At 70.3% G+C, this 15,962-nt stretch carries 13 protein-coding genes, 1 tRNA gene and 1 other RNA gene; 7 read left to right on the plus strand and 8 right to left on the minus strand.

Going from position 1 to position 15,962, the window contains the following annotated elements; translation table 11 throughout:
- Nucleotides 1-53 precede the first annotated feature (53 nt).
- Nucleotides 54-2,780 (minus strand): pyruvate dehydrogenase (acetyl-transferring), homodimeric type, encoded by a 2,727-nt coding sequence (gene aceE / locus MTES_RS17020; RefSeq protein ID WP_013586521.1) that lies wholly within the window; start codon nucleotides 2,778-2,780, stop codon nucleotides 54-56.
- A 260-nt stretch (nucleotides 2,781-3,040) separates the two neighbouring features.
- On the opposite strand from aceE, the gene MTES_RS17025 reads away from it, so the two are divergent.
- Nucleotides 3,041-3,736: a DUF1345 domain-containing protein gene (locus tag MTES_RS17025; RefSeq protein ID WP_043363223.1), complete on the plus strand. Its 696-nt coding sequence runs from the start codon at nucleotides 3,041-3,043 to the stop codon at nucleotides 3,734-3,736.
- 3 nt (nucleotides 3,737-3,739) lie between these two features.
- On the opposite strand, the gene MTES_RS17030 is transcribed toward MTES_RS17025, so the two are convergent.
- The 5 genes from MTES_RS17030 to MTES_RS17045 all read right to left on the minus strand — a co-directional run bounded on the left by MTES_RS17030 (nucleotide 3,740) and on the right by MTES_RS17045 (nucleotide 6,967).
- Nucleotides 3,740-3,815 (minus strand) — tRNA-Val (locus MTES_RS17030).
- 14 nt (nucleotides 3,816-3,829) lie between these two features.
- Nucleotides 3,830-5,107 carry a hypothetical protein gene (locus tag MTES_RS17035; protein WP_013586523.1) on the minus strand — a complete coding sequence of 426 codons (1,278 nt, stop codon included), beginning with the start codon at nucleotides 5,105-5,107 and terminating at the stop codon, nucleotides 3,830-3,832.
- Nucleotides 5,104-5,433, minus strand: a complete 330-nt coding sequence (locus tag MTES_RS18625; RefSeq protein WP_013586524.1) for a hypothetical protein — start codon at nucleotides 5,431-5,433, stop codon at nucleotides 5,104-5,106. The genes MTES_RS17035 and MTES_RS18625 overlap by 4 nt, the downstream gene beginning before the upstream one ends.
- Nucleotides 5,430-6,656: a WXG100 family type VII secretion target gene (locus tag MTES_RS17040; protein ID WP_013586525.1), complete on the minus strand. Its 1,227-nt coding sequence runs from the start codon at nucleotides 6,654-6,656 to the stop codon at nucleotides 5,430-5,432. Before MTES_RS17040 ends, MTES_RS18625 begins: the two co-directional genes overlap by 4 nt.
- Nucleotides 6,653-6,967, minus strand: coding sequence for a DUF6507 family protein (locus MTES_RS17045; protein WP_013586526.1), 315 nt, complete (start codon nucleotides 6,965-6,967; stop codon nucleotides 6,653-6,655). Before MTES_RS17045 ends, MTES_RS17040 begins: the two co-directional genes overlap by 4 nt.
- 90 nt (nucleotides 6,968-7,057) lie before the next feature.
- On the opposite strand from MTES_RS17045, the gene MTES_RS17050 reads away from it, so the two are divergent.
- From MTES_RS17050 to rnpB, 3 genes are all read left to right on the plus strand, one after another.
- On the plus strand, nucleotides 7,058-7,786 hold the full coding sequence (locus tag MTES_RS17050) for a zinc ribbon domain-containing protein (protein ID WP_043363226.1): 729 nt from the start codon (nucleotides 7,058-7,060) through the stop codon (nucleotides 7,784-7,786).
- Between the two features lie 6 nt (nucleotides 7,787-7,792).
- Complete coding sequence (locus MTES_RS17055) at nucleotides 7,793-9,508, plus strand: bifunctional 3'-5' exonuclease/DNA polymerase (protein WP_080575454.1); 1,716 nt, start codon at nucleotides 7,793-7,795, stop codon at nucleotides 9,506-9,508.
- Nucleotides 9,509-9,553: 45 nt separating this feature from the next.
- Nucleotides 9,554-9,942: RNase P RNA component class A (rnpB, locus tag MTES_RS18650), an RNA gene on the plus strand.
- Between the two features lie 70 nt (nucleotides 9,943-10,012).
- Here the strand turns inward: rnpB and MTES_RS17060 are convergent.
- Together MTES_RS17060 and ppgK are read right to left on the minus strand one after the other, a co-directional pair.
- Nucleotides 10,013-10,408, minus strand: coding sequence for a DUF732 domain-containing protein (locus MTES_RS17060; RefSeq protein WP_158309760.1), 396 nt, complete (start codon nucleotides 10,406-10,408; stop codon nucleotides 10,013-10,015).
- A 47-nt stretch (nucleotides 10,409-10,455) separates the two neighbouring features.
- Nucleotides 10,456-11,241: a polyphosphate--glucose phosphotransferase gene (ppgK, locus tag MTES_RS17065; RefSeq protein WP_013586530.1), complete on the minus strand. Its 786-nt coding sequence runs from the start codon at nucleotides 11,239-11,241 to the stop codon at nucleotides 10,456-10,458.
- A gap of 98 nt (nucleotides 11,242-11,339) precedes the next feature.
- Between ppgK and MTES_RS17070 the strand changes: the two genes are divergently transcribed.
- From MTES_RS17070 to MTES_RS17080, 3 genes are read left to right on the plus strand one after another with little or no spacing between them, the layout of a single operon-like run.
- Nucleotides 11,340-11,525 carry a hypothetical protein gene (locus MTES_RS17070; protein ID WP_013586531.1) on the plus strand — a complete coding sequence of 62 codons (186 nt, stop codon included), beginning with the start codon at nucleotides 11,340-11,342 and terminating at the stop codon, nucleotides 11,523-11,525.
- A 51-nt stretch (nucleotides 11,526-11,576) separates the two neighbouring features.
- Nucleotides 11,577-12,917, plus strand: a complete 1,341-nt coding sequence (gene glnA / locus MTES_RS17075; RefSeq protein ID WP_013586532.1) for a type I glutamate--ammonia ligase — start codon at nucleotides 11,577-11,579, stop codon at nucleotides 12,915-12,917.
- A gap of 22 nt (nucleotides 12,918-12,939) precedes the next feature.
- Entirely contained in the window at nucleotides 12,940-15,930 is a 2,991-nt protein-coding gene (locus MTES_RS17080) for a bifunctional [glutamine synthetase] adenylyltransferase/[glutamine synthetase]-adenylyl-L-tyrosine phosphorylase (protein ID WP_013586533.1), read from the plus strand.
- Nucleotides 15,931-15,962: the final 32 nt, after the last annotated feature.

Raw genomic sequence — 15,962 nt, forward strand, 5'->3', positions numbered from 1 at the left:
CGGCCCCACCCGAAAGGGGGGAGCCGGTCCCGACCGTGGGTTCACTCACGTGATCAGGCCTCGCCACCCGCGTTGCCGCTGGTGCCGGCGTTGACGTCGTGCAGGCGGTACTTCTCGATCGCCTGTCCGACGACCGCGCGGTCGACCTTGCCCTCTTCCGCGAGCGCCTGCAGGGCGCGGACCGCGAGCGAGGGGCCGTCGATCTTGAAGAAGCGGCGGGCCGCTGCGCGGGTGTCCGAGAAGCCGAAGCCGTCGGCGCCGAGCGTCCAGTAGTTCTGCGGGACCCACTGACGGATCTGGTCCTGGACGGCGTGCATCCAGTCGCTGACCGCGACGACCGGGCCCTGGGCTTCCTTCAGCTTGTCGGTGAGGTAGGCCACGCGCGGCTCCGCCTCGGGGTGCAGGAAGTTGTGCTCGTCGGCGGCGAGACCGTCGCGGCGCAGCTCGCTCCACGAGGTGACCGACCACACGTCGGCCACGACGCCCCAGTCGTCCTTCAGCAGGCGCTGGGCCTCGAACGCCCACGGCACACCGACGCCGGAGGCGAGCAGCTGCGTGCGGGGACCGTCGCCCTCGCCCGAGGAGATGTGGTGGATGCCACGGACGATGCCGTCGACGTCCACGTTCTCGGGCTCGGCCGGCTGCACGTACGGCTCGTTGTAGACCGTCATGTAGTACATGACGTTGGGGTCGGGGTGGTTGCCGCCGTACATGCGCTCGATACCGGAGCGGACGATGTGCGAGATCTCGTACCCGTAGGCCGGGTCGTAGGACACGGTCGCCGGGTTCGTGGATGCCAACAGCTGCGAGTGGCCGTCGGCGTGCTGCAGGCCCTCACCGGTCAGCGTGGTGCGACCGGCGGTCGCGCCGATGATGAAACCGCGCGCCATCTGGTCGCCGGCGGCCCACTGGGCGTCGCCCGTGCGCTGGAAGCCGAACATCGAGTAGAAGACGTAGACCGGGATGAGCGGCTCGCCGTGCGTCGCGTACGAGGTTCCGGCCGCGGTGAACGCCGCGAGGGCGCCTGCCTCGTTGATGCCGACGTGGATGATCTGCCCCTGCGGGCTCTCCTTGTACGCGAGCAGCAGCTCGCGGTCGACCGAGGTGTAGTGCTGACCCTTGGGGTTATAGATCTTCGCCGTCGGGAAGTACGCGTCCATGCCGAACGTGCGCGCCTCGTCGGGGATGATCGGCACGATGCGGTGACCGAAGTCCTTGACCCGCAGCAGGTCCTTCAGGAGACGCACGAACGCCATGGTCGTAGCGATCTCCTGCGTGCCGGAGCCCTTCTTGGGCAGCGCGTAGGCGGCGTCGCCCGGCAGCTCGAGGCCGACATGCGTGGTGCGACGCTCGGGCAGGAAGCCGCCGAGCGAGCGGCGACGCTCGAGCATGTACTTGATCGTCTCGTCCTGCTCGCCGGGGTTGTAGTACGGCGGCTGGTACGGGTTCTCGTCGAGCTGCGCGTCGGTGACGGGGATGTCCATCGCGTCGCGGAAGGCCTTGAGGTCGTCGAGCGTCAGCTTCTTCATCTGGTGGGTCGCGTTGCGGCCCTCGAAGTGCGGACCGAGGCCGTAGCCCTTGATCGTCTTCGCCAGGATGACCGTGGGCTGTCCCTTGTGCTCCTTGGCCGCCTTGAACGCGGCGAACACCTTGCGGTAGTCGTGACCACCGCGCTTGAGGCCCCAGATCTGCTCGTCGGTGTAGTCCTTGACGAGCTCGAGGGCGCGCGGGTCGCGGCCGAAGAAGTTCTCGCGGACGTACGCGCCGTTCTCGGCTTTGTAGGTCTGGTAGTCGCCGTCGGGCGTGGTGTTCATGAGGTTGAGCAGCGCACCCTCGGTGTCGCGGGCGAGCAGGTCGTCCCACTCACGGCCCCACACGACCTTGATGACGTTCCAGCCGGCACCGCGGAAGAAGCTCTCGAGCTCCTGGATGATCTTGCCGTTGCCGCGTACGGGGCCGTCGAGACGCTGGAGGTTGCAGTTGACGATGAACGTCAGGTTGTCGAGGCCCTCGTTCGCCGCGACCTGCAGCTGTCCGCGGCTCTCGACCTCGTCCATCTCGCCGTCGCCGAGGTAGGCCCAGACGTGGGAGTCGCCGACGTCCTTGATGCCGCGGTTCGACAGGTACTTGTTCGACATCGCCTGGTAGATCGCGTTGATCGGACCGAGACCCATCGACACCGTCGGGAACTGCCAGAACTCCGGCATGAGACGGGGGTGGGGGTAGGAGGGGATACCGTTGGGCGCCTGCGACTTCTCCTGGCGGAAGCCGTCGAGCTGCGCCTCGGTGAGGCGACCCTCGAGGTACGCGCGTGCGTAGGCGCCGGGGGAGGCGTGGCCCTGGATGAAGATCTGGTCGCCGCCCGAGGGGTCGTCGAGACCGCGGAAGAAGTGGTTGAAGCCGACCTCGTACAGCGCAGCCGACGAGGCGTAGGTGGAGATGTGGCCGCCGACGCCGATGCCGGGGCGCTGCGCACGGTGCACGGTGACCGCGGCGTTCCAGCGGATCCACTTGCGGTACCGGCGCTCGAGTTCCTCGTCACCGGGGAACTCGGGCTCGTTCTTCTGCGAGATGGTGTTGATGTAGTCGGTGGTGGGAACCATCGGCACGTTGAGGTGCAGTTCCTTCGAGCCCTTGAGAAGGCTCAGCATGATCTCGCGAGCGCGGGCCGGCCCCTTGGCCTGGACGAGCTGTCGCAGGGATTCCTGCCACTCCCCGGTCTCTTCGGGGTCGCTGTCCTGCGGCCCTTGCGAATACGGATCCTGGTCGTGAACAGTCACGGAAGACCTTTCGTCGTCTGGCAGGTCATGCCAGAGAATCGCCATACAAGTGCGGCAACCCTTGTTCGCTCCGCACAATCAACCAGCGTCCAGCCTAGCGAGTCGCGGGGACATCGGATGCGCGCGTGGCGTACACATCCCGCGCGACCGTCCGACGCTTCGACGTCGAACGATCCACCGCGCGCCCGGGATCGGATCACCGGATGCCACGTCCCGGTGTTCCACCGCTGACGCATCGGACGCGGGTCTACCCTGAGCGCGTGACTTCCAGCGCATCCGCGGGCTTCCGGACCCGCCCTGAGCATCGCTGGCCGGTGCTCATCGCCCTCGGCGTCGGCACCGGGTTGTACGCGGTCCTCCCCAGCGACGCGTCGGGTATTCTGCGCTACGTCGTCGTGATCGCCGGCGTGCTCTGCGCGATCCCCATGGTGGTCACCAACCCCGCACGGTTGACGCGCGAGACGCGTGTCGGACGCGGTTTCGCGCTCGCGTTCACCGTCGTGCTCCTCGCCGCCAACCAGGTCGCCTTCTTCCTCCTCGTCCACCAGCTGCTTCAGGGCGAGGGGAGCGGAGCGACGACCCTGCTGGGTGCGGCGCAGGTGTGGGCGATCAACGTCATCGGCTACGCCGTCGTGTATTGGGAGATGGACCGGGGCGGCCCGATCGCCCGCCGCCGCGACGCCCGCGACGAGCTGCCGCCCGCCGACTTCCAGTTCCCGCAGGACTCCGACCGCGACGCCGTGAGCGAAGTCGCCCGGCGCTCGTCCGACATCGAGGACTGGGCCCCGGGGTACGTCGACTACCTGTACTTCTCGGCATCCAACGCGATGGCCTTCAGCCCCACCGACGTCATGCCGCTGAGCACGCGCGCGAAGATGTTCATGATGGTGCAGGCGATCTCGGGGTTCGTGCTGCTCGCACTCGTGATCGCGCGGAGCGTGAACATCCTGAGCTGACGGTGGTGGGCCCTGCCGGGATCGAACCGACGACATCCACGGTGTAAACGTGGCGCTCTACCAGCTGAGCTAAAGGCCCGGGATGCCCCGAGTCTAGCGGGCGAGCGACCGCGCGCAGAGCTCGACGAGGAACGAGTACACCGCGAAGCTCGGGTCGGCGACCAGCTCGTGCGTGCCGTCGACCGGGGGAGCGACCCGCTTCCAGCCGCGCCCCGGGATGATGACGTCGTACCGCTCCGCTCCGGCGCCCTGGACGACGATGTCGGTCCAGGGCGCGGTGTCGTCGCGCACCGCGGCCTCGAGGGCGGCGGTCTCCACGGTCGACGCCTCAGGGTCATCGATCGGCCAGAACGGGGCGAGCCCGCTCCACGCGGCGACGAGAGCCGGCAGGTGCTCGGGGGCGATGAGGGCGTGATGGCGCCGTTCGGGATCGGCGGTCGCGGTGCCCGCGTGCAGCTCGGCGATCGACGGATCGTGCGAGACCACGATGCCGCGCGGACCGGCGAAGGCCACCAGCACCGCGGCGACCCCGCCGCGCCGAGCGCGGACCACGAGCACCGGGCGTGGAGAACCGAGCGCGTACGCGACGGCGGTGCCGGCGGGCGTGAGCCTCGACGCGTCGTCGATGAATCCGGCCGCGGCGAGCTCGGCAGCGGCATCCGTCCCTCTCATCCGGCGGGGGAGCGACGCGGATCCCCCGCGGATGCGTGCAGCGCCCGCGCGGAGCTCCGTCAGCGCCGCCGCGGAGACAACGGGAGCGGTGGCGGCGAAGACGGGCGGCGCGAAGGCCGTGAGGTCCTCGAGCGGGAAGCCGACGCGTCTCGAGGCCTCGGCGTCGACCGGCGCGGCGCCCACGGCGCGAGCGGCGGCCTCGACCTCGGCAGGGTCGGCCGTGAGACGCAGCTGCGCGGCGATCCACGAGAACACCGGCCGCAGCGCGCCGAGCTGTGCGGGCGTCGCGCTCGCGGAGAGGTGCACGTGATGCGTGCCCGTGGCCCACACCGTCTTCGTCACGACGACGTCCGTCGTCTCCACCGGGTACACGAACGTGATGTGTCGCGCGCGGGCGAGGCCGGCATCCGGATCCTCATCCCACAGGTCGACGCCCAGCACGCGGGCACCCGGATGCTGCCGGCCCGCGGCGAGGAGCGCGGCCGCGGAGGCATCCGTCAGGGGCGCTGTGCTCTCGACCGCCGTGAGGACGAGATTCGGCTGGAAGCCGGGCTGCTCCTCGCCCAGGGTCAGCACGAGTTCGGCACCGTCATACTCCGAGGCGACGAAGCTGTCGGGGTACCGCACGGTCGCGTGGGTCGTGGACGCTTCGCGCACCTCGGGTGCGGGTGCCCGCTCGTCGGTGGTGAAGAACTTCACGCCTGTCCGCCCTTCGTCGACGCCTCGCCCCGCCAGGCGCGGTACCACCGCGGCAGCAGGAAGCGCGGCAGCCAGAACACGCCCATGATCGCCACGAGCAGCAGAATCGCCGCGGCCCCGAGGAGAACGGCGAAGAGCTCACGCGAGTACGGACTGACCAGGAGGCCGACGGTCGCCGCCAGGAATGCCGCGCCGAGCCACAGCCAGGCGAACCCGATCGTGCTGCCGAAGCCACGGCGGACGCGCATCCAGCCCTTCCATCGGCCGGAGTATGCGACCACGCCGAGGACGAGGAAGACGACGCCGAGGAGCAGGCCCGCGGTCACAGGAGGTTTCCCTGCGCCTGCGGCTCGACCCCGATCGGGCCGGGCGCCATGATCTCGACGTTCTCCTGACGGACGTCGTCCATCACGTCTTGCGCGATCTCCTGACCGCCCCAGCCGCCCAGGACACCGCCGATCACACCACCGATGACGCCGCCGATCACCGTGCCGGGACCCGGGAAGATCGAACCGATGCCCGCTCCGAGCAGGGCACCGCCCCACGCACCACCGGCACCGCCGGCGACCGAGGAGCTGCCGATGACGAGGGTGTCGACCGCGGCTTCCTCTTGGCGCTGATCCTCGGACCATTCCGGATGCCGGGTGAGGGTGTCGTTGTAGCTCTCGCCGTAGACGCTCCAGTACGTCAGCCCCGCGCCGAGGAGCCCCAGCCCCTTGCCCACTCGCCCCGCCCAGGCCGGCGGCGTGCCGACCCCGTCGGGGGCGAACTGCGGCTGACCGTTCCATCCCGGCAGGCCCGAGATGCGCGGGGGAGTGTCGGGCAGGAGGTTGCTCTCGAGCATCCACGCCCCGGACGGCCGCTGGACCCACACCTCTCCGTCGATGAGGCTGCGCGGCCAGGTGGGGTTGATCTGCCCGGCTGTGAGCGTGATCTCGTCGGGGAGAAGCGCTCCGGGACCGGGCACCATGAGCGTGCCGCGGTAGCGCGTGAGCAGTTCGGCGGCCAGACCCTGCACCGCCGAGCCGGCGTTGCCGTTGACGATCTCGAGACCGTCGTTCAGGAGCCAGGATGCCGAGGTCCGCAGCGCCCGCAGAGCTCGCGCGCACTCCTGGTCGGCGGCTGTCGCGTCGGCCTCGAACGTCGTCCGCGCGCGACCGACTTCGTAGAAGGTCGGCGCGTCCGGGTCGCGGTCCGCCATCGGGAGGTCCGACTGCTCGTCGACCGTCTGCAGGTCGGTCAGCAGGGCAGCGCGGCGCGTCTCGAGGGACGCGAGCGTGTCGGCGTAGGTCCGCAGGGCCGAGACGGCCGACGACAGCGCGGTGGTCAGTTCGTCGACGGCGAGCGGCAGCGGCGCCATCGCGCCGTAGGCCGTCTGAGCCTCGGGCGCCTCGTAGACCGCGCTGAGACCGCTCCAGGTCGTCGTGACGTCGGTGATGGCGTCGTCGAGTCCGTCCAAGACGCCGGCGAGTGTGTCTGCCGCGGCCGAGACCGCGGTCGAGCTGGGGACCGCGACGAGCGACCCGGTCGAGAGGACGGGAGTGCTCACGGCTCGAGTCCGTTCAGCGTCGACTGCGTCTGCGCGGCCATGTCGTAGTCGGTGTGCTCGTACAGCGCGATCACGCTCTCCGTCGTCTCGGTGACGGTGCTGATGTGCCGCCGCATGCCCGCGAGACGGATGAGGAACGGGTCCGCGGCGACCTCCGCGAGGGCCGCCGAGGTCTCGCCTTCTCCCACGGCCGTCTGGGCCGCGTCGAAGGCGTTCGCCGTCGCGGTCACGACGTCGTCGATCGCCTCGGCGTGTTCGTCGGCGGTGCGGCAGACGGCGCGCGCCTGCACAGGGTCGATGCTCCACGTCACGGTGATGGCATCCCTTCATCTGGGGGGGTCCGTACGTTCCAGGCTACCTAGGGCGGTGCGGTGTCCGACCCTCGCGGTAGCGTGGACTCCGTGAACGCCGACCCCGCCGACCAGCGCAAACTGCTCGATCTCGCCGACCTCGATGCCCGGATCCGGCATGACGAGCGCGTCGCCGGCAACCCACCGCAAGCGGCGGAAGTGCGCGAACTGATCGCTCAGCGCGCCACGCTCGCCCAGGAGCTGTCGGCGCGTGCGAACGCCCGCGACGACCTCACCGCCGAGATTGCGCGGCTCGAGTCCGACGTCAAGGTCGTCGATGCGCGCATCGCGCGCGACACCGAGCGCCTCGCCGCGTCCTCGAACCCGAAGCAGGCACAGGGCTTCGAGAGCGAGCTCGCCGCTCTCGCCCGCCGCAAGAGCGATCTCGAAGACATCGAGATCGAGCTCATGGAGCGTCTCGAGAGTGCGGATGCCGCCGTCGCCGAGCAAGAAGCACGGATCGCCGAGACCAACGCACGCGGCGCCGAGCTGAGCGCCGAAGCGAAGCGCGTCGTGGCAGAGGCCACCGAGCGCCTCGAGGGCGCCCGCCGCGATCGCGAGGCCGTCGCCGGGTCCCTCCCGGCTGACCTCCTCGCTCTGTACGAGCGCCTGGCCGCGCGCGGAAACGGCGCCGGGCTCCTGCGCGCCGGAGCGTGCGAAGCCTGCCGCATGGTGCTGCCGCCGAGTGATCTCGCGAACGTCCGCCGCGCGCAGACCGACGAGGTCGTCTTCTGTCCCGAGTGCGGGGCGATCCTCGTGCGTACCGAAGAATCGCGGTGAGCCGCCCTGGCATCCGCGGCGTCTGACGCGGTCGTCGTCGCCCGGACCGCTACCGGCGACGTCGTCCTGATCGACCTGGATGCCACGGGCACCGCGACAACGACCGTCACGGTCGCGCTCTCCGACCTCCCCGGAACGATCCGCGCGCGAGAGGCGGCGGGAGCCGTCCGGTGGATCTGGAATGACACCCGCGCCTGGTACCCCGGTCTGCTCGCCGCTGGTGTGCGCGTGGCGCGCGCGTGGGACCTCCGGCTCGTTCACGCTCTCCTCCGCGACGCGGCCGCCGTGGTCGACGATCACGGGCTGCGCGCGGCGCGCGCGTGGGACGCCGTCCTCCCGGACACCCTCGTCGCCGATACGCTCTTCGACCTCGCCGAGGCGGCATCCGGTCCGCCGGACTCCGCCGAAGCCACCCTCGAGGAGTACCGCCGCCAGCGCGACGCCATCGACGACTCGGCGTCGCCTGCCGCACTCCGGCTGCTCGCCGCCGCCGAGTCGGCGGGGGCCCTGATCGCCGTCGAACTGCACGCGGCCGGGTTGCCGTGGAGCGTCGACGCGCACGGCGAACTGCTGGAGCGCCAGCTGGGGGAGCGCCGAGGGCAGGCACTTCCCGCCCGGATCGAGGAGGCCGCCGGGCGCGTGCGTGCGGCGCTCGACGACCCGGCCGCGTCCCTCGACTCGCAGCCGCGGCTCCTGAAATCGCTGCACCGAGTCGGCCTGTTCGTGGAATCCACGAGCAGATGGGAGCTCGCCGAACACGACCACCCGGTCGTGGCACCCCTGGTCTCGTACAAGAAGCTCATGCGCCTGTACACCGCGAACGGCTGGACGTGGATGTCGGAGTGGGTGCGCGACGGACGGTTCCGTCCCGTGTACGTGCCCGCCGGCGTCGTCACGGGTCGGTGGGCGTCGTCGGGCGGGGGAGCGCTCCAGATTCCCCGGCAGTTGCGCGTCGCCGTCCGCGCCGACCCCGGTTGGACGCTCGTCACGGCGGACGTGGCTCAGCTCGAACCCCGCGTGCTCGCGGCGATGGCCCGCGACACCGCCCTCGCGGACGCCGCGCGGCGCCGCGATCTCTACTCGGGTGTCGTCGAGGCCGGCGCGGTGGCCACGCGCGCCGAGGCCAAGATCGCGATGCTCGGCGCCATGTACGGCGCGACGACCGGGGAGAGCGGGCGCCTCCTCCCGCGCTTGCGTCGCACGTTCCCGCGGGCGATGGCCCTCGTCGACCATGCCGCGCGCGTCGGAGAAGAGGGCGGAGTCGTCTCGACCTGGCTCGGCCGCACGTCACCCGGTCCCGGCGAGGCCTGGCGGGCGGTGCAGTCGCGCGCCGGCGACGCCGAGGCATCCGGGATCGACGAGACCCGCGCTCGTCGCTCGGCGCGCGATCGTGGACGCTTCACGCGCAACTTCGTCGTCCAGGGCACGGCCGCCGAGTGGGCACTGGCGTGGCTCGCCGACCTGCGCGGGCGCTTGGCGGCCCTCGAACCCGTGGATGCCGCGGACGCGGCGCCGCGGTCCGGCCCGGTGTTCGGACGCCGGCCGCACCTGGCGTTCTTCCTGCACGACGAGATCATCGTGCACACGCCCGTGGTGCACGCGGAGGCCGTCGCCGCCGCCGTCCGGGAATCGGCGGCGGCTGCCGGGACGCTGCTGTTCGGATCGTTCCCGCTCGACTTCCCCCTCGATCTGAAGATCGGCGAAACCGCCGAGAAGGCGTGACGCGACGGGCCGACCTGGCCGCGCCGGTAGACTCGAGCACGCGAATGGGTCGGCTGGACGGTCGCGTCACGGGTTCGCCCGTGCCGAGGAACGTCCGGGCTCCACAGGGCAGGACGGTGGGTAACACCCACCCGGAGCAATCCGCGAGACAGTGCCACAGAGAGCAGACCGCCCGCACCGCACTCGTCGCGGGAGCGGGTAAGGGTGAAAGGGTGGTGTAAGAGACCACCGGGGGTCGTGGTGACACGATCCGCCAGGTAAACCTCGTCCGGAGCAAGGCCAGACAGGGGATGTTGACGCGGCTCGCCGAGTCCCCGGGTAGGCCGCTGGAGCGGCACGGCAACGTGTCGCCGAGAGAGATGACCGTCCACGGGGGCCCTGAGCTTGTTGAAGGGTCCCCCGGACAGAACCCGGCGTACAGGCCGGCCCATTCGCTTCACTCGCTCGATCGATGAGCTCGCACCGCGGGGCCAGACCTGCACGCCGGTCCGTCGACGGTGTTGGTCAGCCGCAGAGGGTCGCCTGGGCCGCCTGAGCGACGATGGTCCCGTCACCCGCCTGAGCCGTGAGGCCCGCGGGAACGACGAGCAGTACCTGGTCGGCGGGGGTCCCGGCATCCAGCTGCTCGCAGGTGCTCTCGCCCAGCGAGATCAGCTGCTCGTCCGTCGCCTTCCCGAGGTCGCCGAGCTTGCTGCGCACCTCGGTGAGGTAGGCGGCATCCTCGGTCGAGGCCGGGGCCTCGGTCTCTTCCGGCTCGACGACCACGGACGTGTCGCCGGAGGAGAACGTGCCGGTCTGCCCGGGAGTGACGGTGATGTTCTCCTGCGTCGTTTCGCTGCTGCACCCGGCCAGGAGGACAGCGGCGGTGGCGAGGACGAGGACGGCGGGGAGACGTTTCATGGCTCCCACCATAGGGAGACCAAAACGCGTCCGTCAGGAAACGGCTGTCACTTGACAGCGGGCAACGCCTCGGGCAAAGGCACGGCGAGGGAGGCCGCACCGATGATCCCGGCGTTGTTACGGTGCTTCGCCGGAACGATCGGCGCGCGGAGCTTCAGCAGCGGGAGGAACTCCTCCGAGTGCTTGGACACGCCCCCACCGACGACGATGAGGTCGGGGCTGAAGAGGAACTCGACGTAGTCGTAGTACCACTGCAGGCGCTTGGCCCACTTCTCCCACGACAGCTCTTCGCGCTCCATGGCGGAGTAGGCGGCGTAGCCCTCGGCATCCCGCTTGTGACCGCTGCGCTGCAGGTGGCCGAGCTCGCTGTTCGGCACGAGCACGCCGTCGTAGATCATCGCCGAGCCGATGCCGGTGCCGAGCGTCGTGAGGATCACGAGGCCGTCGATGCCCTTCGCGGCGCCGTAACGCACCTCGGCGATACCGGCGACGTCGGCGTCGTTGGCGAAGTGGATGTCGCGGGAAAGGCCGTGCTCGAAGAACTTCTCGGCTTCGAAGCCGATCCACGACTTCGAGACGTTCGCCGCCGACATCGTGCGTCCGCCCTTCACGATCGCGGGGAACGCCACCCCGAGGGGGAGGTCGGCGGGCGCCTCGAGCGTCTCCAGCACCTGCTTGACGGCGGCGAGCACGTCGGCCGGTTCCGCGCCGGCAGGGGTGGCGACCTTGACGCGGTCGCTGATCAACTCCCCGGCATCCAGGTCGACGATCCCCGCTTTGATCCCGGTTCCGCCGATGTCCACTCCGACCGCGCGCGACGCATTCGTTGCCATGCCCTCCAGCCTATCCAGCCGGGCGGCCCGGATCAGTAGGATCGACGAAGGCCCGGCGGATCTGCGCCCGAGGCTCGTGACCCACTCGAGGAGCGATCGTGAGCGACGAGAACGCGAAGTACTGGTACAACCTGGAGACCCACGAGGTCGAGCAGGGCTACGCCTCTCCGGCGATCGACCGAGCAGGCCCCTTCGACACCGCCGAAGAAGCGGCGCGCGCGCCCGAGATCCTCCGCGAGCGGTCCCGGCAGTGGGCCGAAGACGACGCCCGCGAAGACCGCTGAGCATCGACGGCGCCACCCGCTGACCGCACGGACTGAGAACGAGGGATGACGATGGACAAGCAGCGCGATTTCGTTCTGCGCACGATCGAAGAACGCGGCGTGAAGTTCGTGCGCCTGTGGTTCACCGATGTCGTGGGAACCCTGAAGTCGGTGGCGATCGCCCCGGCCGAGGTGGAGGGGGCCTTCACCGAGGGCCTCGGATTCGACGGTTCCGCGATCGAGGGTCTCACCCGCTCGTACGAGTCGGACCTGCTCGCCCACCCCGACCCCACGACCTTCCAGATCCTGCCGTGGCGCGGAGAGATCGACCCCACGGCGCGCATGTTCTGCGACATCACGACCCCCGACGGTCAGCCGGCGGTCGCCGACCCGCGGCACGTGCTCAAGCGCACCCTCGCCAAAGCCGCCGACGCGGGCTTCACGTTCTACACGCACCCCGAGATCGAGTTCTACCTGCTGAAGTCCTCGCAGCTCGGCCCCGACGGGCGTCCCGAGCCGGTCGACTCGGCGGGCTACTTCGACAACGTCCCCGGGGGAACGGCGCATGACTTCCGTCGCCGCTCGGTGCGGATGCTGGAAGACCTCGGCATCTCGGTCGAGTTCAGCCACCACGAGGGCGGCCCGGGTCAGAACGAGATCGACCTGCGTTACGCGGACGCCCTCACCACCGCCGACAACATCATGACCTTCCGGACGGTCGTGAAAGAGGTCGCGATCGAGCAGGGCGTGTACGCGACGTTCATGCCGAAGCCCATCAGCGGGCAGCCCGGCAGCGGTATGCACACGCACCTCTCGCTCTTCGAGGGCGACATGAACGCGTTCTACGAAGAGGGCGGGCAGTACCAGCTCTCGAAGGTCGGCCGTCACTTCATCGCGGGCCTCCTCCGTCACGCCAACGAGATCTCGGCCGTGACGAACCAGTTCGTCAACTCGTACAAGCGCCTGTGGGGCGGTGACGAGGCTCCGAGCTTCATCTGCTGGGGTCACAACAACCGCTCGGCCCTCGTGCGCGTGCCGCTCTACAAGCCGAACAAGGGTCAGTCGACGCGCGTCGAGTACCGCGCCCTCGACTCCGCAGCCAACCCGTACCTGTCGTACGCGCTCATGCTCGCGGCCGGCCTGAAAGGCATCGAGGAAGAGTACGAGCTGCCCGCCGAGGCCGAAGACAACGTCTGGTCGCTGACCGACTCCGAGCGCCGCGCCCTCGGCTACGCGCCGCTCCCGGCAAGCCTCGACCACGCTCTCGAGTACCTCGAGGAGTCCGAGCTCGTCGCCGAGACGCTGGGGGAGCAGGTGTTCAAGTACGTTCTGCTCAACAAGCGTCGCGAGTGGCAGCAGTACCGCGCCCAGGTCACGCCGTTCGAGCTCGCGAGCAACCTCGAAGCGCTCTGACACCGCCCCTGACAGGACACCGATGATGTCGGGCGATCGATCGACGGCGCTCACCGCCCTGGCGCGCATCGGCTTCTCGCGACTCGCGGAGGCCGATGCGCTCCTGGGCGAGCTCGAGGAGCTCGCCGGCGTCCCGAGGGCCGATGCCACGACGTTGGCGCAGCGCGTCGCCGACCCCGATCGCGCCCTCTCGTCGATCGTCCAGATCGCTCGCCGGAACACGGATGCCGTGCGCACCTGCGCCGCGGACGCCGGCGCGTGGCGCGCGCTCTGGGACATCGTCGGCGCCTCCGACGGGTTCGCGGAGTTCTACCTCCGCCATCCCGAGGAGCTCGCTCACCTCGCCGGGGCGGGTCTGACCATTCCCGACGAGCAGGCCATGCGCCTCGAGCTCCTGGCATCCGTCGGCGACGAAGACGGCTTCGCCGCGGAGTCCTCGGATGCCGCCTGGCTCGCGCTGCGAGTCCGCTACCGGCGTCTGCTGGCCCGGATCGCCGCGTACGACCTCGGCCAGGACGACCCGGCCGGCGCGATCGACATGGTCTCGGCCTCCCTCGCCGACCTCGCCGGAGCAGCGCTCGAAGCCTCGCTCAGCGTGGCCCGCTCGCGTGTGTCCGGAACCGGACCGGCCGCGTTCCCGCGCGAGCAGGTCGAGGCGACGCAGTTCGCGATCATCGCGATGGGCAAGACCGGTGCCCGCGAGCTGAACTACGTCAGCGACGTCGACGTGATCTTCGTCGGCGGGTCCTCGGACGAGGAGGTCGTGTCCGAAGCGCGCGCGATCGACATCGGCACGCGTCTGGCCGTGCAGACGATGCGGGGGATCTCCGGTCCCGAGATCGAGCCGCCGCTGTGGGAGGTCGACCCGAACCTGCGCCCCGAGGGCAAGCAGGGTGCGTTGGTACGGAGCCTCGGCTCCCACCGCCAGTACTACGACCGGTGGGCGAAGAGCTGGGAGTTCCAGGCGCTGCTGAAGGCCCGGGCGATCGCGGGCGACGCGCAGCTGGGGGCCGAGTACGTGGGCGCCATGCAGCCCCTCGTCTGGCACAGCGCCGCGCGCGAGAACTTCGTCGAGGGCGTGCAGCGCATGCGCGAACGCGTGACCGACCACGTCCCCGCGAGCGAGGTGAACCGTCAGCTGAAGCTGGGTCCTGGTGGCATCCGCGATGTCGAGTTCACGGTGCAGCTGCTCCAGCTCGTGCACGGGCTCACCGACGAGCGCATCCGGCAGCGCGGCACGCTCGAGGCGTTGGACGCCCTCGTGGCCGAGGGGTACATCGGCCGGTCCGAGGCGGAGGCATTCGGCCGCGACTACCGCCTGCTGCGGCTGCTCGAACACCGTCTGCAGCTGCGGGGGCTTCGGCGGACGGCGCTGCTCCCCGAGAAGCCCGAAGACCTTCGCGTGCTCGCGCGAGCGACGCGGTTGTCGGATTCCGCGGAGGGCGTGCAGGCGGCGTGGGAGGGCATCAAGCGCGAGGTGCGCGACATCCACGTGCGCTTGTTCTACCGACCGCTGCTCTCGGCCGTCGCCGCCCTGCCCGAGGGGGAGCGGACGCTCTCGACCGAGCAGGCGCGCGATCGTCTCGCCGCGATCGGCTTCCGCGATCCTGCGGGGGCGCTCCGCCACATCGCGGCGCTCACCAGCGGACTGAGCCGCAAGGCCACGATCCAGCGGCACCTCATGCCGATCATGATCCGCTGGTTCGCCGACGGCGTCGATCCCGACTACGGGCTCCTGGTGTTCCGCCGCATCAGCGAGCGTCTGGGGAACACGCCCTGGTTCCTGCGCGTGCTGCGCGACTCCGCCGGTGCGGCCGAGAGCCTCACCCGCGTGCTCTCGGGCTCGCGGTACATCGGTGAGTTGATGGAGTGGATCCCCGAGGCCGTGGCGTGGCTCGACGACGATGCGCTGCTCCGCCCCCGCTCGGGCAAGGCGCTCGAAGACGAAGCACGCGCGATCCAGACGCGCTGGCAGAACATCGACGACGCGATGCGGTCGGTACGAGCCCTTCGGCGCCGCGAGATGCTCCGCGTCGCGATGGCCGCCGTGCTCGAGGTCGTCTCGCTCGAGGAGCTCTCCGACGCGCTCACGACGATCACCGAGACGACGATCCAAGCGACCCTGCGCGCTGTGCGTCGCGCCGTGGTCCCGCCCGAGGACGACGATCTCGACTTCTCCGTCATCGCCATGGGTCGCTTCGGCGGCCGCGAGCTGGGATTCGGGTCGGATGCCGACGTCATGTACGTCTATCGGGCGAACGGCCTCGACCCCCAGCGCGCGAGCGCCCTCGCCCTCAAGATCGTCGCCGGCCTCCGGGAGCATTCCGAGGACCACCGCCTGCCCCTCGACCTCGACGCCGAGCTGCGCCCCGAAGGGCGAAGCGGACCGCTCGCCCGTTCGCTCGACGCCTACGCCGAGTACTACCGCCGGTGGTCGTTGTCGTGGGAGGCGCAGGCCTTGCTCCGCGCCCGCGGCGTCGCCGGCAGCGTCAAACTCATCAACGACTTCATGGCCCTGGCCGATGAAGTGCGCTACCCCGAGAAGGCCGAACCGAACGGCCTGCGCGAGATCCGCCGCATCAAGGCGCGCGTCGAGAACGAGCGGCTTCCGCAGGGCGCCGATCCCGCGCGCCACCTCAAACTCGGCCCGGGGTCGCTGAGCGACGTCGAGTGGCTGGTGCAGATCATCCAGCTCCAGCACGCGCGCGCGGTGCCGGGGCTGCGCACGACGTCGACGCTCGGGGCCTTGAGCGCGGCGGTGGAGGCCGGTCTCGTTCCCGCCGATGCGGCTGAGAAGCTGGCGGCATCCTGGCACCTCGCCAGCCGCCTGCGGTCCGCCAACACCCTGCTTTCGGGGCAGACGAGCGACGTCCTTCCCGCGGACCGCTCGCGTCTCGACGGCATCGGTCGCATCCTCGAGTACCCGCCGCGCTCCGCAACTCAGGTCGAGGAGGACTACCTCGGCGCCACCCGCCGCGCGCGCCGCGTCTTTGAGAAGCTGTTCTACGGCTGATCGGTCCCGGCGGGAGGGATGCCGCGGCTCCG

This window comes from Microbacterium testaceum StLB037 (assembly GCF_000202635.1).
Taxonomy (GTDB): domain Bacteria; phylum Actinomycetota; class Actinomycetes; order Actinomycetales; family Microbacteriaceae; genus Microbacterium; species Microbacterium testaceum_F.